This is a genomic window from Stenotrophomonas sp. 78350_Sma, assembly GCF_056482105.1.
In genome coordinates, this window is the sequence record NZ_CM151182.1 from 3,936,557 (window position 1) to 3,963,556 (window position 27,000).

At 66.2% G+C, this 27,000-nt stretch carries 19 protein-coding genes; 5 read left to right on the forward strand and 14 right to left on the reverse strand.

Going from position 1 to position 27,000, the window contains the following annotated elements:
- Positions 1 to 155: 155 nt before the first annotated feature.
- Positions 156 to 2,294, forward strand: a complete 2,139-nt coding sequence (gene fhuE, locus ACZK4H_RS18170) for a ferric-rhodotorulic acid/ferric-coprogen receptor FhuE (protein ID WP_099551123.1) — start codon at positions 156 to 158, stop codon at positions 2,292 to 2,294.
- 53 nt (positions 2,295 to 2,347) lie between these two features.
- Here fhuE and ACZK4H_RS18175 read toward each other — a convergent pair whose 3' ends face one another.
- The 3 genes from ACZK4H_RS18175 to ACZK4H_RS18185 form a co-directional block, all read right to left on the reverse strand.
- On the reverse strand, positions 2,348 to 2,971 hold the full coding sequence (locus ACZK4H_RS18175; RefSeq protein ID WP_099551122.1) for a LysE family translocator: 624 nt from the start codon (positions 2,969 to 2,971) through the stop codon (positions 2,348 to 2,350).
- Between the two features lie 107 nt (positions 2,972 to 3,078).
- The gene (locus ACZK4H_RS18180) at positions 3,079 to 5,940 is read right to left on the reverse strand and encodes a TonB-dependent receptor plug domain-containing protein (RefSeq protein ID WP_099551121.1); all 2,862 of its coding nucleotides are present in this window, start codon (positions 5,938 to 5,940) and stop codon (positions 3,079 to 3,081) included.
- A gap of 247 nt (positions 5,941 to 6,187) precedes the next feature.
- Positions 6,188 to 6,607 (reverse strand): ExbD/TolR family protein, encoded by a 420-nt coding sequence (locus ACZK4H_RS18185; protein WP_099551120.1) that lies wholly within the window; start codon positions 6,605 to 6,607, stop codon positions 6,188 to 6,190.
- 180 nt (positions 6,608 to 6,787) lie between these two features.
- Here ACZK4H_RS18185 and ACZK4H_RS18190 point away from each other — a divergent pair, with 180 nt between their 5' ends.
- On the forward strand, positions 6,788 to 8,773 hold the full coding sequence (locus tag ACZK4H_RS18190) for a transglycosylase SLT domain-containing protein (RefSeq protein WP_099551119.1): 1,986 nt from the start codon (positions 6,788 to 6,790) through the stop codon (positions 8,771 to 8,773).
- A 94-nt stretch (positions 8,774 to 8,867) separates the two neighbouring features.
- Complete coding sequence (locus ACZK4H_RS18195; RefSeq protein ID WP_099551118.1) at positions 8,868 to 10,088, forward strand: multifunctional CCA addition/repair protein; 1,221 nt, start codon at positions 8,868 to 8,870, stop codon at positions 10,086 to 10,088.
- A gap of 85 nt (positions 10,089 to 10,173) precedes the next feature.
- Here the strand turns inward: ACZK4H_RS18195 and ACZK4H_RS18200 are convergent, their stop codons facing one another.
- The 11 genes from ACZK4H_RS18200 to ACZK4H_RS18250 form a co-directional block, all read right to left on the reverse strand.
- Positions 10,174 to 10,581, reverse strand: a complete 408-nt coding sequence (locus ACZK4H_RS18200) for a hypothetical protein (protein WP_024957023.1) — start codon at positions 10,579 to 10,581, stop codon at positions 10,174 to 10,176.
- Positions 10,578 to 11,531 carry an RHS repeat-associated core domain-containing protein gene (locus ACZK4H_RS18205; protein WP_024957024.1) on the reverse strand — a complete coding sequence of 318 codons (954 nt, stop codon included), beginning with the start codon at positions 11,529 to 11,531 and terminating at the stop codon, positions 10,578 to 10,580. Before ACZK4H_RS18205 ends, ACZK4H_RS18200 begins: the two co-directional genes overlap by 4 nt.
- 137 nt (positions 11,532 to 11,668) lie before the next feature.
- Positions 11,669 to 12,103, reverse strand: coding sequence for an SseB family protein (locus ACZK4H_RS18210; RefSeq protein ID WP_049429399.1), 435 nt, complete (start codon positions 12,101 to 12,103; stop codon positions 11,669 to 11,671).
- Between the two features lie 49 nt (positions 12,104 to 12,152).
- Complete coding sequence (locus ACZK4H_RS18215; protein ID WP_099551117.1) at positions 12,153 to 12,488, reverse strand: hypothetical protein; 336 nt, start codon at positions 12,486 to 12,488, stop codon at positions 12,153 to 12,155.
- A 3-nt stretch (positions 12,489 to 12,491) separates the two neighbouring features.
- Positions 12,492 to 13,529, reverse strand: coding sequence for a S41 family peptidase (locus tag ACZK4H_RS18220; RefSeq protein ID WP_099551116.1), 1,038 nt, complete (start codon positions 13,527 to 13,529; stop codon positions 12,492 to 12,494).
- A gap of 223 nt (positions 13,530 to 13,752) precedes the next feature.
- Entirely contained in the window at positions 13,753 to 16,791 is a 3,039-nt protein-coding gene (locus ACZK4H_RS18225) for an autotransporter family protein (protein WP_099551115.1), read from the reverse strand.
- Positions 16,792 to 17,103: 312 nt separating this feature from the next.
- Positions 17,104 to 18,171, reverse strand: coding sequence for an acyltransferase family protein (locus tag ACZK4H_RS18230; protein ID WP_099551114.1), 1,068 nt, complete (start codon positions 18,169 to 18,171; stop codon positions 17,104 to 17,106).
- Positions 18,171 to 19,319 (reverse strand): N-acetylglucosamine-6-phosphate deacetylase, encoded by a 1,149-nt coding sequence (nagA, locus tag ACZK4H_RS18235; RefSeq protein WP_099551113.1) that lies wholly within the window; start codon positions 19,317 to 19,319, stop codon positions 18,171 to 18,173. The genes ACZK4H_RS18230 and nagA overlap by 1 nt, the downstream gene beginning before the upstream one ends.
- Positions 19,319 to 20,347 (reverse strand): SIS domain-containing protein, encoded by a 1,029-nt coding sequence (locus ACZK4H_RS18240; protein WP_099551112.1) that lies wholly within the window; start codon positions 20,345 to 20,347, stop codon positions 19,319 to 19,321. The genes nagA and ACZK4H_RS18240 overlap by 1 nt, the downstream gene beginning before the upstream one ends.
- 7 nt (positions 20,348 to 20,354) lie before the next feature.
- The gene (locus tag ACZK4H_RS18245; protein WP_005411045.1) at positions 20,355 to 21,422 is read right to left on the reverse strand and encodes a LacI family DNA-binding transcriptional regulator; all 1,068 of its coding nucleotides are present in this window, start codon (positions 21,420 to 21,422) and stop codon (positions 20,355 to 20,357) included.
- Positions 21,423 to 21,461: 39 nt separating this feature from the next.
- On the reverse strand, positions 21,462 to 22,751 hold the full coding sequence (locus ACZK4H_RS18250) for a sugar MFS transporter (RefSeq protein ID WP_099551111.1): 1,290 nt from the start codon (positions 22,749 to 22,751) through the stop codon (positions 21,462 to 21,464).
- A 377-nt stretch (positions 22,752 to 23,128) separates the two neighbouring features.
- On the opposite strand from ACZK4H_RS18250, the gene ACZK4H_RS18255 reads away from it, so the two are divergent.
- Positions 23,129 to 24,148, forward strand: coding sequence for a glucokinase family protein (locus ACZK4H_RS18255; protein ID WP_099551110.1), 1,020 nt, complete (start codon positions 23,129 to 23,131; stop codon positions 24,146 to 24,148).
- A gap of 143 nt (positions 24,149 to 24,291) precedes the next feature.
- Positions 24,292 to 27,000, forward strand: coding sequence for a TonB-dependent receptor (locus ACZK4H_RS18260; RefSeq protein ID WP_099551109.1), 2,709 nt, complete (start codon positions 24,292 to 24,294; stop codon positions 26,998 to 27,000).

Here is a 27,000-nt window from a genome sequence, read left to right on the forward strand (position 1 = left end):
CGGGTCGATTCGTTCATGATTTGTAAATAGGAATAGTTCGTATTACCATTTCTTTCGTTTCCGGTAGCGCCAGGACGGCCTGCCCGCCCTCTCCCTACCCGTAGCGCCTCGCCTCCTGGATGCCGGCTGATCGCGCGTGCTCGCCCAGGACCCCCATGACCCGTTCCGCCGTCCGTACCCCGCAGCCGCAACGGCTGTCCGTTGCCGTGCTCGCCGTTCTCTGCGCCGTGGCCCCGGCCGCCTTCGCCGAAACCGCCGCCGATCCGACCACCCTCGACAAGGTGGTGGTGAAGGGTGAACGCGCCGAAGGCTATTCGGTGCGCCGCACCTCGGCCGGTACCCGCTTCGACCTGGCCCCGCGCGAGATCCCGCAGTCGATCAGCATCATCAGCCACCAGCGCATCGAAGATCAGAAGCTGGACGACATCATCGACGTGCTGGCCAACACCACCGGCGTGACCAGCACCCAGTCCGACAGCGAGCGCACCGAGTTCTACGCGCGCGGCTTCTACATCGATGCCTACCAGTTCGATGGCCTGCCCACGCAGATGGTGCAGAACTGGAGCTACGGCGATTCCGGCCTGGACCTGGCGCTGTATGACCGCGTGGAAGTGGTGCGCGGCGCCACCGGCCTGCTCAGCGGTGCCGGCAATCCGTCGGCGTCGGTGAACCTGGTGCGCAAGCATGCCGACAGCGCCGAGCTGACCGGCAGCGTCTCGGTGAACGTCGGCAGCTGGGGCCGCACCCGCACCACGGTGGATGTGGGCAGCGCACTGAACGCCAGCGGCAGCGTGCGTGGCCGCGTGATCGGCAGCTACCTGGATACCGATGGCCAGATGGACCGCTACAACCAGCGCAAGACGCTGGGCTACGCCGTCATCGATGCCGACCTGACCCCGGACACCCAGCTGAGCGTGGGCTACGACTACCAGCAGAAGCGCGCCAATGGCGCGACCTGGGGCGGCTTCCCGATGTGGTACGCCGATGGCAGCCCGACCAACTACCCGACCTCGTTCAATCCGTCGCCGGACTGGACCTACTGGGACACCACCAGCAAGCGCGCGTTCGCCACCCTGCAGCACGCCTTCAGCAACGGCTGGAAGTTCAAGGTCGGTGCCACGCACGATGAGACCAAGGCCGATGACAAGCTGTTCTATCCGTCCTACACCGCGTTCGACAAGGCCACCGGCACCGGCGTCACGCCGATGGCCGGCTTCTACAACACCGAACGCAAGGTCGATGGCATCGATGGCTACATCGACGGCCCGTTCCAGCTGTTCGGCCGCGAGCACCAGTTCATGGCCGGCCTGAGCTACAACAAGCGCGAATTCGCCAACTACGGTGATTTCCAGATGGGCGGCCCCGGCACCGGCTGGAATCCCTTCAGCTCCTATCTCAACTGGACCGGCAACATTGCCCAGCCGAACTGGAACCCGCTGGCGCTGGCCAGCCAGGGCACCATCACCCAGAAGGCCGGCTATGCAGCCACCCGTCTGTCGCTGGCTGATCCGCTGAAGCTGATCCTCGGCGCGCGCTACACCAACTGGAAGAGCGAAGGCGAGAACGACGACCGCGAACACAAGGTGACCACCCCATACGCCGGCCTGGTGTATGACATCAACGACACCTACTCCGCGTACGCCAGCTACACCGAGATCTTCCAGCCGCAGACCGCCCGCGACCGCAACGACCGCTATCTCGACCCGGTCGACGGCAAGAGCTACGAGGTGGGCGTCAAGGGCGCCTGGTTCGACAACCGCCTGAATGCCTCGCTGGCGGTGTTCCGCATCGAGCAGGACAATGTCGCCCAGATCACCAGCGAGCCGATCATCGGCCGCCCGGGTGAGTTCGCCTCGATCGCCGCACGCGGCACCGTCAGCCGTGGCTTCGAATTCGAAGTGAACGGCGAACTGGCACCCGGCTGGAACGCGACCTTCGGCGCTTCGCGCTATGTGGCCAAGGACATCAATGGCGCCGACATCAACACCAACCTGCCTCAGACCGCACTGAAGCTGTTCACCAGCTACACCCCGCAGTCGCTGCAGGAACTGACTGTCGGTGGCGGTGCCAACTGGCAGAACCGCATCTATTACGCCGCACCCGTAGTCGGCCGCTTCGAGCAGGAAGGTTACGCACTGGTCAGCGCCTTCGTGCGCTACCGCATCTCGCCGGAGTTCAGCGTGCAGGCCAACCTCAACAACCTGCTGGACAAGAAGTACTACTCGCAGATCACCGGCTACGGTGCGTACGGCGATGGCCGCAACGGCTCGCTTACGTTCACCTGGGCGTTCTGACCGGCGACACCCCGTGCGGCACGACGGCAGGCTGCACCTGCCGTCGGCCGGCATCAGCCGGAGGCCAGCAGGGCCGCACCGAGGCCGATGAACAGGCTGCCCACGCCACGATCGAAGCACCTGCGCCAGCGTGGCACCTGCAGGTAGCCGGCGATGCACCGGGCCGCCAGTGCGAACACCAGGTAGCACAGCACCTCGATGACGGCAAAGGTGGCCAGCAGGATCTGCAGTTGCGGCAGCTGCGGGCGCGCCACATCGATGAACGGCGGCAGGAAAGCCACCGTGAACAGCAGCATCTTGGGATTGCTGATCCCGATCAGGAAACCATCGCGAAACAGCAGCCGCCGCGATGAGGTGACCCAGCCGCCCCCATCACCCACGTCCAGCGGGGCCTGCCGGCGCCGCCAGGCATCGATGCCCAGCCAAGCCAGGTAGAGCGCACCGCCCACCCGCAGCATGCCCAGCAGCGATGGCACGACTTCCAGCAATGCGGCCAGGCCCAGCGCCGAGACGCCCATCAGTACCATCACCCCGGCCAGGCATCCTCCCATGCTGAAGAGACAGCGGCGCAGCCCGAAGCTGACGCTGCGGTCCAGTACATGCAGCAGGTTGGGACCGGGCGTGGCGGACAGCAGCAGAGCGGAAGCGACGAACAACAACCAGGTATCGAAATCCATATCGCAGACCAGTGGAATGAGGGGCGGAAGTATTCCCGCCCCTCACCGGGACATCTGCGACGTATTTGGCATATCACGTCAGCAAATGACGTTTACAACTTTTCCTATCAGAAGCGCAGGTCCGCGCGCAGGTACCAGTAACGGCCACGCGGGATGTCGTAGGTCGAAGCGTCGTAGCCGTTCAACGAGCACGACAGGCAGATCGGCGGATCCTTGTCGAACACGTTGTTCAGGCCGGCCGTCAGCTGCAGCCCCTTCATCCAGTCGATCTTGTAGCCCACCTGCATGTCATGGAAGGTGGTGGCCGACAGCGTGTTGGTGCCCGCGGCCTGGTTGCTGCACACCGGGAAGGCCGCGGCATCGCCGCAGTTCTCGGTCAGCTCGGAGATATGCCGCACCGTCCAGTTGGCGCTCCAGCGGTCCAGCGTCCAGCCGATGCTGGCGTTGCTGGTCCACTCCGGAATCGAGCTGTCGGCCACTTCCACGCCCGGCTTCTGCGGCTGCTTCTGCCCGGCCGCACCCGTAGCCTCGTAACGGCCGACGAAGGTGTTCTTCCACGCCAGCTTGAACTGGCCGATGGAGGTCTGCGGCAACGTCCAGAACAGATCCACGTCCCAGCCATCGGTCTTGATCGAGCCCAGGTTGGTCAGCCGGTTGTTGAAACTGCTGACCGCACCGGTGCTGGCGCGGGTGATGCCGTTGCAGTAGATCGGGTCCAGCGTATCCACGCACAGGTCCAGCTGGGTCTGTGCATTGATCGCCTGGATCGCACCGTCGATGGCGTGGCGGTAGAAGGTCACTTCCACATCGAAGCGCTCCGACCATGAGGCGTTGTTGCCGAACCACGGGCTCCACACGAAGCCAGCACTGAAGCTGCGCGAACGTTCCGGGTCCAGCTCGCGGTTGCCGCCGGTGGTCACCGAGATCTGCGAGTTGGCCTGCTGGAAGCCGGCCGGCACGCCCAGCGCGGCACAGTTGGCGGCGCTGCCACGTGGCGGCGTACCACCCAGACCCACCGAGCACGGATCGAACAGCTGCAGGTCGGCACGTGCGGCCGAGCCGTACAGTTCACCGATCGACGGTGCACGGAAGCCCTCGGCGTAGGTGGTGCGCAGCACGAAGTCATCGGTCACCTGCCAGCGCAGGCCGTACTTGGGCGTGAACTCGCCACCGAAGGTGGAGTAGTCCGAATAGCGACCGGCCAGGCTCAGGTCCAGTTTCTTGCCGAACGAGGAGTCGGCGAAGATCGGCACGCTCAACTCCAGGTAGGCCTCGTTGACGTCGTAGGAACCGGAGGTGGGCTGTGACGGCACGCCGTTGTAGTGGCCGATCACCGTCAACGGATCGGGCTGGTAGGAGCCCTTGTACTTGCGGTACTCGAAGCCGGTGGCGAAGGACACCGGGCCGGCCGGCAGCGAGAACAGCTCGCTGGACAGGTTGGCGGTGAACAGGCTCAGCTCGTTCTGGCTGCGATCGCGCACCACCGGCTGGATCCACTTCAGCATGTCCGGGGTGATCGAACCGACGCCACCGAAGATGTTCAATGGCACGCAGCCGGCCGTGGCGGCGCACACCGCCGGATCGCCCAGCGCCATGTTCACCTTGTAGATGTCATAGCTGCCGTAGTTGGTCTGTTCGGCCTTGTTCTTGCTGTACATGCCGTTGACGTCCCAGTACCAGCTGCGGTCGGCGGCATGGAAGTCACCAACCAGGCCGGTGGCGAAGTAGGTGGTGTCCACTTCCTGCTTGAACACGCGCGCACCGCCTTCCACCGGACGCCGGCCGATCAGGCTCATGTTGCCGCCGGAGACCAGATCGAAGCCGAACGGGTTGTAGGGGTTCAGGCGCGAGACCACGATGTTGTCGGCCAGCGGATTGCCGGTGGCGCCATCGGGGCCGAAGAACAGCGGTTCGGGGCCGGCCTGGTTGGTCGACTCGCGGCGATTGCCCAGCGCCTTGATGTACCACTGCACGTTGTCAGTGATGTCGAAGCGGAACTGGCCGAACAGGCCTTTGCGCTCCGACGGCGTCAGCACCATGTTGTATTCGGCGAAGTTGAAGCGATCGGCGGTGCTGAAGCAGTGGTAATCATCCGTGCGGTTGCAGCCGGCACTGCCGTCGTAGCGCGGATTGCTCACGCCGGTGTTGGGCACGATGTTCTGCGACGCACCGGTGTTCGGGTCGACGAAGGCGAAGCGGCCCTGCGGAATGCCACCGCTGCCAAACGCCAGGCCGGTACCGGGAATCGGGAAGCGCGACTGCTCGCGGTCCTTGGCGAACACCGGGTCCTGCTTGGTCCAGCTGGCGCCCAGGAACAGGCTGAAGCGATCGCCGCTCTTGCCCCAGGCCAGGTCCACGCCCTTCTGCGTGCCGTCGCCCTTGCTGTACTCACCGTAGTTCAGCGTCACCTGGCCGCCATCGAAATCGCGGCGGGTGATGATGTTGACCACACCGGCGATGGCATCGGAGCCGTACAGCGACGACGCGCCGTCCTCCAGTACCTCGATGCGCTCGACGATGGCCAGCGGAATGGTGTTGAGGTCGGTAGCCGAGCCCACACCAGACGCCGATGACTCATTGACCCAGCGGATGCCATCGACCAGCACCAGCACGCGCTTGGCGCCCAGGTGGCGCAGATCGACCTGCGCCGAGCCGGCGCCCACGCCGCTGCCATCGGGCGGGAAACCGAAGTTGCCGGACGAGTTGAACTTGGCGTTGAGCGCGGAGCCGGAACCGGTGAGCTGCTGCAGCACCTCGCCGATCGAGGTCAGGCCAGTGCGCTCGATGTCACCACGGGTCAGTGTCTGGATCGGCACCTGGCCTTCGACTTCAGCGCGCTTGATGCGGGTACCGGTGACTTCCACCGCATCGAGGTTGGTGGTGGATTGCGCAGCGGCACCCAACGGTGCCAGAGCCGTCACGCACAGCGCGACGGCAACCGCCAACGGGCGGTGATGCAGGTGAATCATTCGCTCTCTCTCCAAAGGAATGTCGGGACATGGACTGCCGCGCTCCCCCCTGCATGGCGGCAGCGTCTCCTTTGTAAACAAACAGTAAAAACCACGGCGTGATGATCGACACTCTTTCACGCGGATTTGACGCAGTTGACGACTGATTGCGTCAGATAACGGAATATTCAGACCGGACGGTACTGTTCGAAACCATGCGCACCATGGTGACTACGACAGCGCTCGCCGAATGCCAGAGAGGATCCAGTTACCGCGGCGGGTCGTTCAGCGCAACCACACGCAGGCCGTGCTGATTGACAACCCGCAGCACCCGGATCAGGTCGCCGTAATCGGTGCCATCGGCGGTAACCAGGCGCACCGACGGTTGCCGCGCCTCAGGCAGCTGCCGGGCCCGGGCAAGCACCTGCCGCAGGGCTGCATCATCCAGTGGCCGATCGCTCCAGAACAGGCCACCGACGGCGTCGATACGCAGATCAATCGGGACGGGCGTCGACTGTCCCAGGCCGGGTGGGCAGGCGGTACGTTGCTGGAACGGCTGTATGACAGCCGTGCTGGCCATCGGCAGCGTGGTGATCACCAGCGCCAGCAGCACCAGCAGTACATCCACCAACGGTGCCAGGTTGATGTTGGCGATCAGCACATTCGCCGGACTGGATTCGTATCGCATACCGCGCTCCATCGCAGGAAGAGCGGCCCGTCAGTGGCAGCCCGCACATTGCCGGGATCATCGCACGAACGTCGTGCGGGCTAGGTATCGCTGCCCCGCCCGGACCACGTCGATCAGGCACGCCAATGCCACCCCCAGGGCGTGCACACAATGCGAAACTGAATTCAGCCAGCCCCCGCTATGCTGATCGCCATGACCCGACGCACTCCCACTGCCCTGTCCCTGCTGCCCTTGGCCACCACGCTGCTGATCGGCTGCGCCAACGCCCAGTCCCTCGACGCCCAGAACGCGCAGCTGAAAGCCGCGATCGCTGCTGCCGAACGCGGCCAGTTCGATCCCGGCCAGGCCGGTGCGCTCAGTCGCCACCCGGCCTATGGCTGGCTGGAGTACGCCAATCTGCGCCGCAACATCGACACGGTCGATACCGCGCAGGCCCAGGCCTTCCTCAAGCGCTACGACGGCCAGGCCGTGGCCATCACCTTCCGCAGCGTGTGGCTGCCTTCGGTTGCGCGCCGCCAGGACTGGCCGACCCTGCTGGCCAACTGGGCCCCCACCGACAACGTCGGGCTGCGCTGTGCGCAGCTGACCGCACGCCAGGTCACCGGCAAGGTCGATCCGCAGTGGATCAGCGAAGCACAGGACCTGTGGCGCAAGAACGGCAAGTCGCTGCCGGACGGCTGCGACGCGGTGTTCGCCGTGCTGCAGGCACAGGGCGGCCTGAGCGATGCGCTGCGCTGGGAGCGCATCGATGCCGCCGCCGACGCACAGCAGCCGGCGGTGATGCGCAGCGCTGCACGCGGCCTGCCCGCCGCGGACCTGGCGCAGGCCAACAGTTACGCCGCCTTCGTCGACAAGCCCAACACCGGCGCATTGAACTGGCCACGCAACGAGCGCAGCCGGCGCATCGCCACCGATGGCCTGGAAAAACTGGCCAAAGCCGATCCGGGCGCCACCGAACAACAGCTGCCGCAGTACGCACAGGCCCTCGGCCTGAGCGCCGCCCAGCAGGGCCAGGTGCTGTACCAGATCGCCCTGTGGACCGTGGCCTCCTACCTGCCGGATTCGGCGCGCCGTCTCAATGCGGTGCCCGAATCGGCCTATGACGAACGCCTGCACGAATGGCGTGTTCGCGAAGCAATGTCGCGCGGCGACTGGCCGGCGGCACTGACCGCGATCCGCAAGATGGGCAGCAAGCAGCGCAGCGATTCGCGCTGGGCCTATTTCGAAGGCCGCATGCTGGAGAAGACCGGTCAGGCATCGCAGGCACAGCCGTTGTTCCGCGACGCCGCGCGTGCGCCCACCTTCCACGGCTTCCTGGCCGCCGACAAACTGCAGCAGGGCTACACGCTGTGTCCGTGGAAGCCGAACGACAGTGCGCAGGCACAGGCGGTGATCGCGCGTGACCCGGCCATCCAGCGCGCGATGGCGCTTTACCAGATCGACCGCACCGGCTGGGCCGTGGCCGAATGGAACAGCGCGCTGTCGCGCTTCGATGACACCCAGCGCCGCCTCGCCGTGCGCGTGGCGCAGGACAACGGCTGGTTTGATCGCGCCGTGTTCGCACTGGGCAAGCAACCGCAGGAGCAACGCCTGTACGACCTGCGCTTCCCGCTGCACCACGACGCCACCATCCGTCGTGAATCAGCACGCAATGCGATCGACCCGGCCTGGGTGGCCGCGGAGATCCGCGCTGAAAGCACCTTCACCCCGCGCGCGCGCTCGCCTGCCAATGCCATGGGTTTGATGCAGGTGCTGCCGGCCACCGGTGCCGGCGTTGCCAGGTCGATCGGCCTGACCGGCTACGGCGGCGCCGACAGCCTGTACGACCCGGACACCAACATCGCCATCGGCACCGCCTACCTGCGCCAGCTGATGAACAAGTACGACGGCCTGCCGTACGTGACCATCGCCGCGTACAACGCCGGCCCGACCCCGACCGCGCGTTGGCAGGGCCAGCGTCCGGGCTTTGACCCGGACCTGTGGATCGAGACCATCAGCTACAAGGAAACCCGCGAGTACGTGGCCCGCGTGCTGGCCTTCAGCGTGATCTACGACTGGCGCCTCAATGGTGATGCCCTGCCGTTGAGCGACCGCCTGATGGGCCGCCTGGTCGACAAGCGCAAGAGCTTCAGCTGCGCCGCCAATGCCGACCAGGGCGGGGATTGATCACACTGCGGTAGTGCCGGCCGCTGGCCGGCATCGGCCAATGTTCCGGGGTTGCCGGCCAGCGGCCGGCACTACTGTGCGATCATCCCCCCCCATGAAGATCTATCTTGTCGGCGGCGCCGTACGCGACCGCCTGCTGCAGCGCCCTGCCGGTGACCGCGACTGGGTCGTGGTCGGCGCCACGCCCGCGCAGATGGAAGCGCTGGGCTACACCGCCGTGGGTCGTGATTTCCCGGTGTTCCTGCACCCGGAAACCGGTGAGGAATACGCACTGGCGCGCACCGAGCGCAAGTCCGGCCGCGGCTATCGTGGCTTCGTGGTCGATGCCGATCCGGCAGTAACGCTGGAAGACGACCTGCAGCGCCGCGACTTCACCATCAACGCCATTGCCTGCGACGAAGACACCGGCCATCTGGTGGACCCCTACGGCGGCGTGCGTGATCTTGAACAGCGTGTGCTGCGCCACGTCGGTCCCGCTTTCGTCGAAGACCCGCTGCGCGTGCTGCGCGCGGCCCGCTTCATGGCGTGCTTTGCGCCGCTGGGCTTCACCGTCGCGCCGGAAACCATGGACCTGATGCGCGAGATCGCCGCCAGTGGCGAACTGGATGCACTGGTGCCGGAGCGAGTGTGGCAGGAACTGCGCAAGGTGCTGGTCAGTGCGCAGCCTTCGGCATTCCTGCGCACGCTGCATGATGCACAGGCACTGGGCCCGATCCTGCCCGAGCTGGAAGCGCTGTACGGCGTGCCGCAGCGCGCCGAGTTCCATCCGGAGATCGACACCGGCATCCATCAGGAAATGGTCAGCGACATCGCAGCGAAGCTCGCACCGGGCGATGACCTGGTCGGTTTCGCCGCGCTCACCCACGATCTTGGCAAGGGCCTGACGCCGCCGGAAGAATGGCCGCGCCACATCATGCACGAGCAGCGTGGCGTGAAGCCGCTGAAGGCACTATGCGCACGGCTGAAGGTTCCCACCGAGCACCAGCAGCTGGCCGAAGCGGTCTGTCGCGAGCACTTGAACGTGCATCGCATCGACGAACTGCGCGACACCACTGTGCTGGAACTGCTTGGCCGCTGCGATGCGTTGCGCCGCCCCGAACGCGTGGCGCGTATCGCGCTTTGCTGCGAGGCTGACAAGCGTGGCCGCCTCGGCTTCGAGGACGCCGACTACCCGCAGGGCGAGACGCTCAAGCGCCTGCACCAGGCGGCACTGTCAGTACAGGCGCGGGATCTGGATACCACCCATCTGAAGGGCCCGGCCATCGGCGAAGCCCTGGCCAAGGCACGGGTGAAGGCGATTGCCGCCGCCCGCTGATTCTCAACGGCCGTACCGGGCGCGCGTGGAGCGTCATGGGTAGTGCCGGCCGCTGGCCGGCAACCCCAGGTTGCCGCCACAGGAGTCAGTTCTCACCCAACTCCTGGACTTCAATTGCCACAACATTGCATCCACCCAGCAGCACGGTCCCTCGGGATCGCAGGTCCCCGATCAGTTTCCCCCTGATGGTCGCGTAGGCACCAGAGCGTCGTTCAACCTGGTCAATCATGCGCTTGGGGATCAAAAGCGACACACAGCTTGCTTCACTGTTGTACCGGCGGTACTCCGCTTTGCTGTCCCAGATGCCACGATCCTCGAACTGTGCCACCAGGTAGCCGCGAAGCTCCACCTGGGACCCATCCAGCTCCGCACTTCCCTTGATGGCCTTGCTTGGCAGCAGCGCCGCCGGGTTGGAGGAAGGTGCCTGCCCGGAAGTTGCACACCCGGCCACGGTTGCGAACAACAGGAAGACGCCAGGCAGGAACCACTTCATCGCCCACTTCCTGGCAGGTAGAACAGCTCCTGCTGCTTGGTGATGTTCTGCTGGATGAGCCGCTGCTCGGTCGGCGTCATGCGGCCCTGAATCATCCGGAATTGCACCTTGCCGTCGACCAGCTCACGCACACCGACCCGCGAACCCGTGCTGTCCACCGTGATGTTGGGAACCCCCGGGCTCACGAGGGGACCGGAATCTCCTGGCGTCAGCCGATCCACCAGGCCACTCTGCTCCAGATGGCCGTGCATCACAGCCACGGTATCGGCGGTCGGCGTCAGTTCCGCATAGAACCCGGACGCATCCGAGGACGTCGCCATTGATGGATCCACCCGGATCGACTCGGTACCGTTGCTGCTTGCCTCGATGGTGACAGCCTTCTCCCGGTTGCCACTACCGACTCTCACCGAATCGGTGTTGGCCAGAGCGGTCTTCTCCGTCTGCGCCGAAAGCTGGATGTCCAGGCCACTTGATCGGCTCTGGTCGAAACGCCTGGCATCGATGCACGTGGACCGGCCGGCCCCTTCCGGGCATCGTCCATCCGGATCCGTGAACCGGTAGGGATTTCCGTTGGCGTAGTGGTAGCGGTTGAACTGCCCGACCGGTTGTCCATATGCCGTCACCGGGTCCACCGACAGGAATACTCCCAGCTGTGGGTCCATGTACCGCTGCTGCATGTAGCTCAACCCAGTAGCCGCGTCGCTTACATGCCCTGTATAGCCAGGACCATCGGCCACCCCTTCACCGATCGCGGCTCCGTAGGGTTCGTAGTCATAGCGTGTGATGACGGCGCCCGCCCCGTTGGTTTCAGCGACAACCGACCCGAGGGCGTCGGTATGGACGTAGGTGACGACCTGTGCGCCGGCAATGGCGCTGTACATCAGTGAAGTCGATGCGAACAACGCCAGCCGCAGCTTCGAAGCCACCATTCCGTTCTCCAGCAGGTCCATCCTGAACTGCCTCCCCCATGAGCGGGGGACGCCCCCTGGGTCCGCACGTGCCCACTTTCCCTGCCGCTCGCCTGCCCTGCCCGTTTCGTGCAGAGCATTGCAGCCTCATGCGCCCCTTGCCGAACGTGGTTCCTGGCTCAGTGCGCCATGCCGCGGGTGATCGCCGCCGCACGCTGCTTCAGCTGGGCCACGGCATCGGGAATCATCTCCATGCCCACGTCCAGGCCCGGGTTCAGCACCAGGCCGACGCCGTCGCCGATACCGGCCAGCAGCGCGTGCACCGCGATCGGCATGGCATGGGCGAACTGCGGCAGCTGCTCGTGCCACAGGCCGGCGCGCTCGGGCGCGGTGAACACCGCGAACATCGGCTCGCCGCTTTCGCTGGTCAGCACCAGCGGCGAGATGCTCTCGTCCCAGGCACCGTCTTCGCCGATGGCCTTGTCCAGCAGCACGAACGCCGTCGAGGTCAGCAGGCCGTCGAGGAACTGCGACGCGGTCAGCGTGCCGTCCTGTGCCTGCAGCAGGCGCACCTCGAGGTCGTTGAGGGGGTCGAACGGGGTGTCGTGGTCCATGGTCGGTTCCGGTACGTGATTGCAGGGCAGACTTTAACAGGCCCAGTCCTCAACCGATGTATCCGTGCCGCCACATCCACCCGGCGGACGCCAGCCCCGCCACCCCCATCAGCATCAGCGGCAGGCCGAAGCGGTGCCGCCATGGAATCGGCACCCCACCCAGCTGCTGGTCCATGGACTCGGTGTCCAGCACCCAGCCGTGTTCGCATTGGGTGCAGGCCAGCTCGTAGCGGCGCTGGTGGGTGAAGCCGAACAGCAGGTCGATGCGCGCCATCTTGTAGCGCAGCTGGGGGGCGAAGTCGGTTTCCGTCTGGCAGTGCAGGCAGTGGTGGGCTTCGGTTGGGCCGACCACCACCACCCGCTCCTGCTGGCCGATCAGGATCATGGATCAGTTGCCCGTGCAGGCGGGTTGGGCCAGCAGCCAGGCCTGGGCGGCGGCCAAAGTGGCGGCATCGCCCTCGATGCGCTGGTCGGGCTCGATCTTCAACCCATCACCACGATCATTGCGGTCGCGCATCACGGTGGTGGTCAACAACAGGCGGCTGCCATCGGCCAGTGTGCGCACGTTGTTGCCAGTCGAGACCCCTGCCGTCGGCTGGCCGAAGCTGCGCGTCTGCGCGCGGCCACGCCACGCCAGTGCCGAGGCCTCGCCCGAACTGCCGGTACGCGGTCCGAACAGCACCGCCACCGGCGCGCCAGGCTGCCGCAGCACATAGCCGGTCTGGCCGAAGTCCAGCACCGGCTTGCCTGCACGCTGCACGGCGGTCGCGGTCAACGTCCAGCGCTCCGGCCCCTGTGCGGTTTCGAACGACCCCACATCTTCGTTGTTCACCACCGAGGTGCGCAGCAGCGGTGCCATGCCCAGCAGCATCGGCCACATGTTGCCACCGCTGTTGTCACGCAGGTCGACGATCCAGCCACAGCGCATGCCGTCGTCCTTGCCGCGGATGACCTGCTGCCACCGCGCGGCGCGCTGGATGTTCTGACGGAACGCTTCCTGTGGCGTCGCGCCGGGCGTGGAGGCATATCCCTCGATGACCAGCCAGCCGATGCGCGCATCCACCGCATCGGCGGCCTTGGCCTTTTCCACGGCAGCGGCGCCGACCTGCTGCGCGCGCGCAAGGGATTCGCTCTGGCGCTGGGTCGTCGTCCATACGCCATGATTGCCCGTGCTGACCGCAATGGCTTCGCGCAGCAACGCCAGCCGCTTCACGGGGTCACCCTGCACCGATTGCAGTCGTGTGCGGGTGCCAGGCCAGTCCACTTTGTCCCGATACAAGGCTTCATGCTCGAGCAGATCCAGGATCTGTACCTGCGCTTCCGGCGAAGGTATTTCGGTGGTGGACGCGGTGGCGGCTGTTGCATTGGCTGCCAGAAGGGACAGCGTCAGCGCACCAATCCCACACACTCCCTTGCACATCCGCATGCGACGTTTCCTTGTCGTTGGGTCAGGTCCACAGCATAACCGTGGCGAATCATGCCCGCCATTGCGCGGATAGCCGTTGTAGAGCCGAGCCCATGCTCGGCTGCATGGGACACGATCAAAGCAGCCGAGCATGGCTCGGCTCTACAGGGTCATGACCACGGGAAGATTCGTGCCGACCAAGGTCGACACCTACCAGAGCGGGTCATGACACCCGTACCGCGCGCTACCAGTCCGCGCGCAGGCCGATGTTGCCTTCGATGATGCGTCGCTTCTCGTTGCGGTCGCCACCCAGTTCACGGGTGTAGTCAGCCACCGCGTACGCACTGATGGTGCGGTTGAAACGGCCGACCACACCCACACCGGCTTCCAGCGCGCGCGAACGCTGCGAATTGATGATCACGTCGTCGTCGAAACGGATGCGGTCTTCGCCGGAACGACCATGCCAGTAGTTGAGCTTGAAATACGGCTGCCAGCCGTTGTCGGCCAATTGATAATCACCGGCCAGACGCAGGCCGATGCGGCCGGTCCAGGCGTTGTCATTGTCGAAGCGCACGCTCGAGACCTCATCGCGGCGGTCGTCCAGCGAGGTGCGTTGCCAGATCACCTGCAGCTGCGGTTCCAGCCACCATGCGGACTGACCGAAGCGCAGCAGCGGCTTGCCGGCCTCCACCGACACGCTGGTGCCATCGCCCTTGATCCCGAAGCCGAGCCCCCGCGAGGAACGCACGCGGCCGTCGTAACGGCTCTGCATCGCCACGGCGTCGATGTAGCCACCGCGGCCGTCGGTGAACGTCCAATACAGGCCCACGTGCTTGTCATCCAGCCGGCTCTGGCCCACCTGCACGTTCTCCCAGCCCAGCGCCAGGCCCGTGGTCCTGCCCTGCGCGCGGGTGCGGCCGACGAATACGCCGATCTGGTTGCGGTGGCTGTCGTTGGCCGCTGCCCACACATCCAGGCCAGCCTGCAGGCCCATCACATCGCCATCGAAGCCGGGCTGTGCATCGCCCTTCCAGTGGATCTCACTGCTCTGCCCCACCAGCCGACCCCAGGCGGTACGGAATGCACCCTGGTTGTACAGCAGGCGCTGCTCGCCCTGGCGTTCGTGGAACGTGCCGAGGCTGGCCAGCGAGGTCTCGCGCAGCAACGGTGGCACCACCGCGTACGCCGCAGTCTCCACGCGGTACAGCGGCACCACCGCGCCTTCGGCCGGACGCGCACCGGGTGTCGGCGGCGTGCCGGTGCCGGGCAGTGCGCCGCCGGCCACCGGCACGTCCGGCACGGCAGGGTCACTGGGCGGTGCCACCGGGGCGGGCTCCGGTGGAGGCGGCGGTGGCGCGGTCTCGCCGGCAGTCAGGTCTGGATCGGTGGCGCCTTCAGGCGGCGGCGGCGGTGCCGGGGTGATCGGCGGTGGTGGTGCGACGGGGGGCGTCGGCGGCGGCGGCGGCGGCGGCACGCCATTGATACCGCTTCCGTTTGGCGCCGGCGTCGGTCCGGCCACAAGAGTCGAACGCAGGTACCAGTTCTCGCCGGTGCCGGCACTGACACCGCCCTTGAACAGGAAGTACTCGTAGGCGCCGGCTGCTACCGGCGCGAACAACGAGAACGCACCGGGTGCCGTACTCGCACCGTTCAAGGCCTGCACCACCAGGATGCCGTCGACCAGCGTGGCAGCACCGCTGCCGCCAGCATTGAGCACGCCGATGCCGGTGGTGCCGGTGGCGGTACCGCCATCGATCACCAGGCGGTCGCTGGTGGAATTATCCGCACCCAGAACGGTGCGCAGGTACAGGCCCCCCCCGTCACCGCGGTAGTTGCCACGCACGGTGAACACGTCGCCGGCGCCGGTGCCGGTCAGATCGATGCGCCCGGCGTTGACCACCTCCACCAGTGCGACGCTGTTGAAAGGACGGATCGCATGCCCACCGCTGCCTGCGTATAGGGTACTGGTGTCATCCACGGTAAGCATGCCGGCGCCGGATGCGCTGTCACCCAGCACCAGATCGCCATCGAAGGTCAGCTCGGTGCTGTTGGCCAGGTTGATCGTTTCCCAGTTCTGGAAGCGGCTGACGCCAGCGGTTTTGACGTTGTTGAGATTGAGCTGGTCCACGCCGCTGCCACCGTCGAACAGCGGCACGGCACCGAGGTTGCCCTGGTTGAGGCTGCTGAGGTTGGCCACGTCGTTGTCCGGCCCCATGTCGATCGCGCCGTAGACGATGCCGCCGCCACTCCAGTTGAATGTATCGTTGCCGGTACTGAGCAGTACCTGCCCGCGCACGGTGCCATCGGTGATGGTCACGCTGTCGCTGCCCCCACTGACGCTGATGTTGCCGCCGATGTAGGCCGTGCCCGAGATGATGATGGTATCGGTGTCGAAGCCGGTCACCACGTTGCCGTCAACCGTACCACCGGACTGGTCCCACAGATTCTTGTCCAGCTTCATGTTGACGCGGCCGATGCGGCCAGCGGTCATCCAGGCCTGGTCGCCATCCTCGAACGCGCCGATGATGCGGCCGCCACTCATGCGGAACGTATCGATGTTGTCGCCCTGCTGCAGCGCGCCGATCGTGCCGCCACTCATGACGAAATCATCGCGACCGCTGCCCTGCACCACCACACCGGTGACGGTGCCGCCGGTGACGGTCATCTGGTCATCGCCGCCGCCCTGGTCGACACTGTCGATCGTGCCATCACTGAGCAGCAGCACATCGTTTCCATCGCCCTGCAATACGCCGCCGGAGATGCTGCCGGCCTGCATCTCCAGGCGATCATTGCCGGCACCGGACTGCACGCCGGTGCGCCCGCTGATCGTGCCGCGGTTGACCAGCACGCTGTCGCCCGCACCCACGAACTGCAGGGCGATGTTGTTGCCGGTACTGATGCTGCCGGTGTTCTCGACACGGCTGCCGCCACCGAGCTGCACGGCCTCGCCGCCGACCGAACTGATCGCTCCCAGGTTGGACAGCAGGTGCCCACCGGCACCGACCAGGGCGATGGCACCGGCGCCGCCGCTCTGCTGCAGCTGCGCGCCGCTGGCGACGTTGACGGTGATGCCGGCCGCACTCGTGGCGGTGATCGGCACCGTCTGAGGATTCGGCGCGTTGGCATCACAGGTGACCGTCTGGCCCGCAACGGGAGCGACGGTGTCACAGCCAGCCCAGGCCGCGCCGGCGGTCAGCAGCATGATGGACGGGACGGTCAGGGCCTGCAGCACGGAAACGGCAAGGCGGCGCGGACGGAACGCACGCGGAACGGCACGGGACATCGGGCACTCCTGGGCGGGAAATCAGGAACTGCGTATGTGCGGCACTGCGCTTGCAGTCTGCCGTGTGGTGAACCGTTTCGATAGGTGAACTTGCGTGCGGGAAATCACAGTTCAGATGTGAAATCGCCCAGCCCTCACGCCGATGTGATGTGGCTGAAATCGTTCATTTTTTCCGGTATTCGGGAATCACGCGCAAAGCATCCACGCATGGCGTGGATCTACTGATCCATCGCACCCCGCCCGATTGATCCACGTCACGAGGCAATGAAGCGCATCACCAGTAGTTCCACGCCATGCGTGGATGAGGCGCCGTCAGATCTTCAGATAGATCTTCCGCCAATCCAGCCACCACGCCACGCCCCACCACAGCGCGACGAACGCCAGCGCCTGCAGCATCGACGCCAGCTCCAGCGCCTGCGGCATCGCGGTGGCCAGCTGCTGCCAGACCCACCCCCAAACACCGGTCGCCATCAGCACCACCGACATCACCGATGCCCCCAGGTACGCGGTGATCGCATTGACCCCGAAGCGCCTGCCGAGTGCCGGCCACCCCTTCTGGTCGATCAGCACGTGGCCCAGCCACAGCGCCAGCGCCGCAAGGCCCCCGGTCCACAGCACGTAACTGGGCGTCCACAGCTGCTTGTTCAACGGCAGCACCACGGTCAACAGCAGGCCCAGCACAGCGGTCGCCACACCCAGCCCGGCCAGCGCCCCGGCACGTCCGCTGCGCAGCAGGCCACCGGCCAGCAGGCCAAGCACGGTGCTGGCCAGCGCACCCAGCGTGCTCAGCAGCCCTTCGGGATCATGGCCGAGCCCGGTATCGGCATGCCATTGATAGATCCACGGTGCGAACAGCGCGGTATCCAGTCGGCTGGCCGGGTTGGTCCACGGCGCCAGCTCACCGATGCCCAGCAGCAGCACCGTGTACCCCACCAGCAACGTGACCAGCACGCCCGCCTGCACGCGCGGCCGCGCACACACCGCCAGAACACCCACCAGCGCCGCGCATACCGCAATCCGCTGCAGCACGCCCCAGATGCGGAAGTGATGCGTATCCAGTGCCCACCAGATCAGCAGGTGCAGCAGCGCACCGGCCACCAGGATGCGCAGCGCGCGCTCCAGAACGCCGCGCGCCAGTGCAGGTCGCGCCGCCGCGTCCAGCGCGCGCGGCGCCACGCTGAAGGCCATCGACACGCCGACCAGGAACAGGAAGAACGGGAACACCAGATCGGTGGGCGTGCAGCCATGCCAGTCCGAATGACGCAGCGGCGCGAACACCGCGCTCCAGTCGCCCGGATTGTTGACCAGCAGCATCGCCGCCACGGTGATGCCGCGCAGGGCATCGATCGAGCCCAGCCGGCGTGGCGGCGAACTGTTCATCAGGCGGCCTCGTACTGCCCGGCAATCCAGGTGCCGCGCACCTGCAGGGCGTCATCCAGCAGCACCAGGTCTGCCTGGTAGCCCTCGGCGATGTGGCCAAGGCGATCATCGACGTTGAGGAACTGCGCCGGGTACGTCGATGCCATGCGCGCGGCTTCGGCCAGTGGCTGGCCAAGCAGCTGCACGGTGTTGCGCACCGCAGTGGCCATGTCCAGCGCCGAACCCGCCAGCGAACCGGCGGCATTGCGCACCACGCCGTCGATGGCGGTGATGGTTTCGCCATACAGCACGTAACTGGGATCGTCGGCGCCGACCGGCGGCATTGCGTCGGTCACCAGCAGCAGGCGGCCGCGCGGCTTGGCCGCCAACGCCACGCGTAGGCTGGCCGGATGCACGTGCACGCCATCGACGATGATGCCGATCCAGCTGTCGCGGTCTTCCAGCGCGGCACCCACCGCGCCGGGCTCACGCCCCTGCAGCGGCGACATCGCGTTGTACAGGTGGGTGAAGCCACGCACACCAGCATCCAGTCCGGCACGGATCTCTTCGTAGGTACCTGCGGTGTGCCCGGCAGCAACAATCACGCCACGCTCGACCAGCGCACGGATGGTCTCCAGCGGCACGCGTTCGGGCGCCAGCGTCAGCACGGTCACACCGTTGTCCAGCGATGCCGCCAGCGCGATTTCTTCTTCATCCGGCACGCGGAACTTGCTGGGATCGTGGGTGCCCTTGCGCGCCGGCGCGATGTACGGGCCTTCCAGGTGGATGCCGATCACGCCGGGCACGCCCTGCGCGATTGCTTCGTGCATCGCACCGATGGCTTCGCGCATCACCGCCACGTCATCGCTGATCAGCGTTGGCAGCATCGCGGTGGTGCCGAAGCGGCGGTGGGCCTGCGCGATGGTGCGCAGTGCCGCTACGTCCGGCGTGTTGTTGAACAGTGCGCCACCGCCACCATTGACCTGCACGTCGATGAAGCCGGGCAGCAGCCAACCGCCTTCCAGGTCCACCTGCTGATCAGCCTGGCCAAGCCGCGGTGCAGCGTCGGGCAACAGGGCGGTGATCTGCCCGTTCTCGATCACCAGCGCCAGATCATCGCGGAAGTCGTCGCCCGCCAGGATGCGGGCATTGCGCAGCACGGTCGCCATTACACGGTCTCCGTCACCTTGTTCAGGTGCGGCGGCAGGTCCGGGTTGAAGCCACGACGCAGCGCCAGCGCGTTGATCGCGCGGTAGAAACTCTGCACGGTCAGCAGCGGTGCGCACAGCGGGTGCGGCGCAGCAGCCACCGGCAGGTTGCCACCTGCACCGGCCAGCCAAACCTGCGCGCCACGCGAGGTGAATTCCTCCACCACCGCACGGGTGCCGGCGCCGGTCTCATCGGGCTGGGCAAAGGCCAGCACCGGGAAACCACGGTCAACCAGCGCCATCGGGCCGTGCTTCACTTCGGCCGAGCTGTAGGCCTCTGCATGCAGGCTGCAGGTTTCCTTGAACTTCAGCGCCGCTTCCTGCGCCGCACCCAGGCCCAGGCCACGGCCGAGCACGAACAGGTTGGTGGCCTCGACCAGGCCCTCGGTCACCGCGCTCCAGTCGCACTGCCACGCCTCACGCATCGCGTCCGGCAGCAGGTCCAGGGCGCTGCGCAGGCTGCTGTCCTGCTTCCAGTACGCAGCCAGCTGCAGCAGCGCAGCCAGCGAGGCCAGGTAGCTCTTGGTCGCTGCCACGCTCTTCTCGGCACCGGCATGCAGCGGGATGACCGTGTCGGCCAGCTGCGCCAGCGGTGAGTCCTCGACGTTGACCAGTGCGATCACGCGCGCACCGGCGGCCTTGGCCGCCTCGGCATTGCGCAGCAGGTCCGGGCTCTTGCCCGACTGCGAGATGACGATGAACAGTGCGCCGCGCAGCTGCAGTGGCGCGGCATAGACCGACCCCACCGACGGCGAGGCCGACGCGACCACCAGGCCCAGCTGGGTTTCCAGCAGGTACTTGCCGTAGGTGGCGGCGTGGTCGGAGCTGCCGCGTGCGCAGGTGACCACGAACGGCGGCGGCGCAGCACGCAGGCTGGCGGCAAGGGTTTCCATGGTGGCGTGGTTGCGCGAGAACTGGCGGGCAACCACGTCGGCCGCTTCAGCGGCCTCGGCGAACATCAGGGTGGCAGTGGGGTCTGACAGCGACATGGCAGGCTCAGGCAGGATCGGAAGGAAGGGGGCGTGCGCCGGCCGGGCGCATCGGCGCGGTCGAACCGCGCACCACCAGCTGCGGCACGAAGCCCTGGTTGTGCAGCGGTGCCGGCGCATCGTCGTAGGCGTCGCTGCGCAGCTGCGCGATCAGCAGGCGCGCGGCGTGGCGGGCGATGTCCTCGGTGGCCTGCTTGGCGGTGGTCAGCGGCGGCCACGACTGGCGCGAGAACGGGCTGTCCTCGAAACCGGCAATGGACAGGTCGTACGGCACGTTCATGCCGGCCGACTTGGCAGCGGCCAGTACGCCGGCAGCGATCTCGTCGTTGGAACCGAAGATGGCGGTGGGCGGCTCGCGCAGCGCCAGCAGGCGGCGCGCGCCGCGGAAACCATCGTCGAAGGTGTAGTCGCCCTGCACTACCAGGTGCTTGTCCACGGTCATGCCGTAGTCCTTCAGCGCGGCTTCGTAACCGGCGTAGCGTTCACCCGAAGATCGGTGCGAGCTGCCGCCCCAGAGGAAGCCGATGCGCTGATGACCCAGCTGGATCAGGTGTTCGGTGATCTCGTAGGCGGCCTCGCGGTCGTCGACGAACACACAGGCACCGTCGGCCGGGTCTTCGGTGGCGGCAATGATGCGCACCAGCTTGATGCCGCGCGCGGTCAGCGCCTGGATCAGGTCGCGGCGTTCGGACATCGGCGCGGTCAGCACCAGCCCGGCCAGACGCGAGCGCTGCACCCAGTCGGCCAGTTCATCGGCCAGCAGTGGCGAACTGGAATCGCAGGGATGGATCTGCAGGCCAAAACCCGTCTCGCGGCACGCAGCCAGCACGCCGTTCTGCACGCCGATGATGTGGTACGGGTTGGGGTTGTCGTAGACCAGCCCGATCACGAAAGTGGTGCCGCTGCGCAGGTTGCGCGCGGACGGATCGGGCTCGTAGTCGAGTTCGGCGATGGCACGCAGCACCCGCGCACGGGTGGCCTGCATCACCGAGGGCTCGTTGTTGATCACCCGCGAGACCGTCTTCAGCGAGACCTTGGCCTTCTCCGCAACGTCCTTGATGGTCGCTCTGCGCATGGGTTTTCCCTGGGGTTGGCTGCCGTCCATCATCGCCGATCAGGCCTTGTCCTGCGGCAGGCCGGCGCGATGGCCGATCACCGAATAGAACAGGATGTACAGGTAGCAGGGCACCATCAGCAGCACGAAGGTGAGCTGGAAATCGATGTGCTGCTTGAACAGGGCGAACAGCTGCGGAATGATCGCGCCACCGGCAATACCCATCACCAGCAGGGCCGAACCGGTTTCGGTGAAGCGCCCCAGGCCGCGGATGGCCAGCGGGAAGATGGCCGGCCACATCATGGCGTTGGCAAAGCCCAGCAGGGCCACGAAGGCCACCGACACATAGCCGTGCGTTGCCCACGCGCCCAGGCAGAACACCACGCCCAGCACCGCCGACAGGGTCAGGTAGCGCGACTGCGATACCACCCGCGGAATCACCAGCAGGCCGACCACGTAACCGACCAGCATCGCGCCCAGGGTGAAGGCGGTGAACATCTTGGTCTCGTCCAGCGGCAGGTTGAAGCCATGCCCATAGGTGCCGATGGCATCACCGGCCATCACTTCCACGCCCACGTACACGAACAGGCACAGCACGCCCAGCCACAGGTGCGGGAACTGGAAGATGCTGCGGCGCTCGACCGCACCGGCGGCCACCGGCGTGGCGTTGGCTTCGGACGATTTGATTTCCGGCAGCGGCGAGAACAGGATCGCCACCGCCAGCACCACCAGCAGCGCCGCCATGGCCAGGTACGGGGCGTGGATCTTGGCGGCGAACTGGTTCAGCAGCACGGCCTTGGTCGCGGCATCGGCCGCCTGCACCTGCACGTCCAGATCGCCAATGCCATGCAGCACCACCGTGCCGATCAGGATCGGCGCCAGGATGCCGGCGATCTTGTTGCAGATGCCCATCAGCGCGATGCGCCGCGCCGCCGTTTCGATCGGCCCCAGGATGGAGATGTACGGGTTGATGGCCGTCTGCAGCAGGGCCAGGCCGCTGCCGATCACGAACAGGCCGCCCAGTGCGCCGGGGTACCAGCGCTGGGTGGCGAATTCGCCGAACAGTGCCGCGCCACCGGCCATCACCAGCAGGCTCAGGCTCAGGCCCTTCTTCATGCCGGTGCGGCGCAGGATCCACGACGACGGCAGGGCCAGGAAGAAGTAGGACAGGTAGAACACCATCAGCACCAGGAAGGCACCAACCTCGCTGAGTTCGAAGGCGAGCTTGACGAAGGTGATCAGCGGGCCGTTGAGCCAGGTGAAGAAGCCGATCAGGAAGAACAGCACGCCGACGATGGCGATGGAGGTGGCCACGTTCGGGCGCGCGCTTGCAGCGGAGACGGCGGACATCGGGAAGGGCTCCTGCGGCGACGGCCGCAGAACGCGGCGTCGGAGAGTGGCTGGGAACAACGTTGTCACATTCTTTCGGTGGACAACGGCGGTTTGTCAACTTCCATGCAAGGCCGCATGAGCCTCGTGCTGCACTGCGCAACCCGATCGCAACGCGTCGTGCTGAATGCGCCACAGCCCTTGAGCCCCGTGCAGCAATGGTTCCCGCGTGAAACCCATGCTCACGTCATGTAAACGTTTACTGCACGCCGCATTCGTTGCGACGCAGCAACGAAAGTGTCACGAACTCGTTGACATCGTTGTCAGCGGGGTTACAGACTCCGCCCCAATCGCCGCCCCCGAACCCGGGGCCGGCCTCACCTGCAGCAGGAGCCCGCGTGACCGCCAGCCACCCCGCCCCGGCCCATGTCCTGTCCCGAGTCGCGCCGACATTCCTGGCCGCCGACGTCGGTGGCACCCATGTGCGCGTGGCCCGGGTCCAGGCCAGCGGTGATGCCGCCCATCCGGTGCAGGTGCTGGAATACCGCAAGTACCGCAACGCCGACCACGGCGGCCTCAGCGCGATCCTGTCCGACTTCCTGGGTGAAGGCCCGCGGCCCACGCATTGCGTGGTCGCAAGCGCCGGCTATGCCCGCGAGGACGGCACGGTGATCACCGCCAACCTGCCGTGGCCGCTGTCCGCGCGCCAGGTGGAAGCCGATGTCGGCCTGCAGCGGGTCTACATCGTCAACGATTTCGAGGCAGTGGCCTACGCCGCCGCACAGGTGGACGCCAGTGGCGTGCTGCACCTGTGCGGGCCGGAGACCGCTGCGCGCGGCCCGACCCTGGTGGTAGGCCCCGGCACCGGCCTCGGTGCCGCGCTGTGGATCCCCACCGCGCACGGCCCGGTGGTACTGCCCACGGAAGCCGGCCAGCCGACCCTCGCCGCAAGCACCGAACTGGAAATGGCCATCGTCCGCCACATGCAGCGCGACCGCGCCCATGTGTCGATCGAGCATGCGATCTCCGGCCCCGGCCTGATGAACCTGTACCGCGCGGTGTGTGCGCTGCAGGGTCAGGTGCCGACGCTGGCCAGCCCCGATGCAGTCACCGCCGCGGCCATGGCAGATACCGATGCGCATGCGCGCCAGGCGCTGGATGTGTTCTGCGGGCTGCTCGGCAGCACCATCGGCGACATGGCCCTGTTCTATGGCGCCCATGGTGGCGTCTACCTGGCCGGCGGCATCCTGCCGCAGATCCGCGAATACCTGCACGCCAGCACCTTCGTCGAACGCTACCTGCAGAAGGGGCCGATGGGCGAAGCACTGGCACGCATCCCGGTGAAGGTCGTCGAACACGGCCAGCTGGGCGTGGTCGGCGCTGCCAGCTGGTACCTGCAGCAGCAGTCGGCCGCCTGACACCGCAACAGGCTTCAACGCAATCGCAGCACGCAGTACGTGGCACGCCAACGCACGGGACTTCGCCGCCGCCCCGCGCATGTCTTCGCAACCGTAACCGAACACCGCCGCCGGCATCCAATCGAGTGATGAGGAGAGACATCATGAACACCCGCAAGACCCTGCTTTCGGCCGCCATCGTCAGCTGCATCGCCTTCAGTGCGCATGCGCAGCAGGCCGCCCAGACCGCCACCGACCTGGATACCGTGCAGGTCACCGGCATCCGTGGGTCGATGGAAAAATCGCTGGACACCAAGCGCGAAGCCAATGCGCGCGTGGAAGTGGTCACCGCCGAAGACGTGGGCAAGCTGCCCGCGCACAACGTCGCCGACACCCTGCAGCGCCTGCCGGGCGTGAACATCAGCTCGTCCAGCGCCGACGAAGGCGGCTTCGACGAAGCCGACCGTGTCAGCCTGCGCGGTACCAGCCCGAGCCTGACCCAGACCCTGATCAATGGCCACACCGTCGGCTCGGCCGACTGGTTCGTGCTCAGCCAGGGCAACAACGTCGGCCGCAGCGTCAGCTACTCGCTGCTGCCGTCGGAGCTGGTGCGCTCGGTGGAAGTGAACAAGTCCTCGCAGGCCAAGCTGCAGGACGGCGGCACCACCGGTACCGTCAACATCCTCACCCGCAAGCCGCTGGAGTTCTCCAAGCAGCTCACCGCGGAAGGCTCGATCGGCATGGTGCGTTCGGACCAGGCCAAGTCGAATGACCCGCAGCTGTCGGCCCTGTTCAACTACAAGAACGACGAAGGCAACTTCGGCGTGATGGTGCAGGCCTTCAGCCAGAAGCGCGAGCTGCGCCGCGAAGCGCAGGAAATCCCGGGCGGCTTCTTCCAGATCGATCCGAATGGCACCGTGGCCAAGTCCAACCCGGACCTGGCCGGCGTGTACGCGCCGGGCCTGCTCGGCTCGACCCTGTTCGAACAGACCCGCGAGCGCAAGGGCGGCCTGGTGTCGCTGCAGTTCAAGCCGATGGACAACCTGACCCTGGGCCTGGAAGGCTTCAGCTCGGAACTGAAGGCGAACAACTACAACCGCAACTTCATGCTGTGGGGCGGCCGCATCCTCAACGACCGCACTGTTGAAGATGCCAATGGCAACAAGATCCTGATTCCGGGCCAGGCCCCGAATCCGGGTTACGTCGTCAAGGATGGCGTGCTGTCCAACGCCACCTTCGCCGGCCAGGCCGACCGCGACTACGCGGTGTACGACATGATCTACCGCGAGTCGAAGGCCAAGACCAACTACATCACCTTCGATGCCGACTGGCAGATCAGCGACAACCTGGGCATGAAGTTCCAGGCTGGCAGCACCAAGGGCACCGGCGAAACGCCGCGCCAGTACATCGCCGAAGTCAACCTGGCCCGTGGTGGCGGCGCCACCTGGGCAACCCACGGCAACGGCTCGCCGATCGACTGGAACGTCGGTGGCAACATCGGCCCGAGCGGTGTGACCGATTTCGGCACCTGGGGCAACCAGCAGGTCACCGCGATCGACAAGGAAAAGTGGGCCACCCTCGATTTCAACCAGTACTTCGCCGACGCTGGCGTGCTGAACTCGATCGACTTCGGTGCCCGCTTCGGTGACCACAAGCGCGAGGCCCAGTCGCCGGAAGGCGCAACCCCGGGCGCGATCTGGGATGCGCTGAAGAACGGTGCGACCGCCAACTTCCCGGGCGGCTTCGCCAACGGCATCGGTGGCAGCTTCCCGCGCGACCTGTGGTACTTCACCCCGGGTGCACTGAAGGATGCGGTGACCAACAACTCCACCTGGCTGGCCGGCAATGACGGCCCGACCGGACGCCACAACTACGGCGCCGAGTGGAAGGTATCCGAGAAGAACTTCGCCGCCTACGTGCAGGGCAACTTCAGCGGTGATCGCTGGAGCGGCAACGTCGGCCTGCGCTATGTCAACATCAAGCAGGACATCGACACCTACGCGGCGGCCATCGGCTCGACCGTGCCGGACGTGAAGAGCCTGTTCGGTGCCTGGACCCGCGAAGCCTTCGAGAACAAGCACAACCGCGTGCTGCCGAGCGCCAACTTCAAGTACGACCTGCGTGACGACCTGGTGCTGCGCCTGGCAGCCTCGCAGACCCAGACCCTGCCGGACTTCTCGGCGCTGGGCGCGTCCTCCTACGGTTCGGACCTGAACCGCACCGGTGGCGGCGGCAACCCGAAGCTGAAGCCGGTGGTGTCGACCAACTTCGACGCCAACCTGGAGTGGTACTTCATGCCGCGCGGCATGCTGTCGGTGGGTGCGTACTCGATGCGCCTGAAGGACTATGTGGCCTTCAGCACCGAGAAGCAGATGCTGTTCAGCGAGCTGACCAACCGCCTCGAGGAGTACAACATCTCGCGTCCGAAGAATGCCGACGGCAAGGTGCGCGGCTTCGAAGTGGCGTATGAGCAGCCGATCGGCGAGTACTTCGGCGTCAACGCCAACTACACCTACGCCGATGGCAGCACCTCGCACACCTGGGCCGACGGCACCGACAACCTGCTGGGCACCTCGAAGAACACCTACAACGTGGGTGCCTACTTCGAGAACGACACCTTCGGTGCCCGCCTCAGCTACACCCGCCGCTCGTCGTTCCTGATCGGCCTGTCCGGTGCCAACCCGTACTACCAGGATGACTTCGGCACGCTGTCGGCGTCGCTGAGCTACAAGGCCACCGACTGGCTGAGCGTCAGCTTCGATGCACTGAACCTCAACAACCCGACCTACAAGTACTACCAGACCGCGGCCATCCCGACCTCGTTCTACAGCAACGGTCGCCAGTACTACCTCAACTTCCGCTTCAAGTACTGA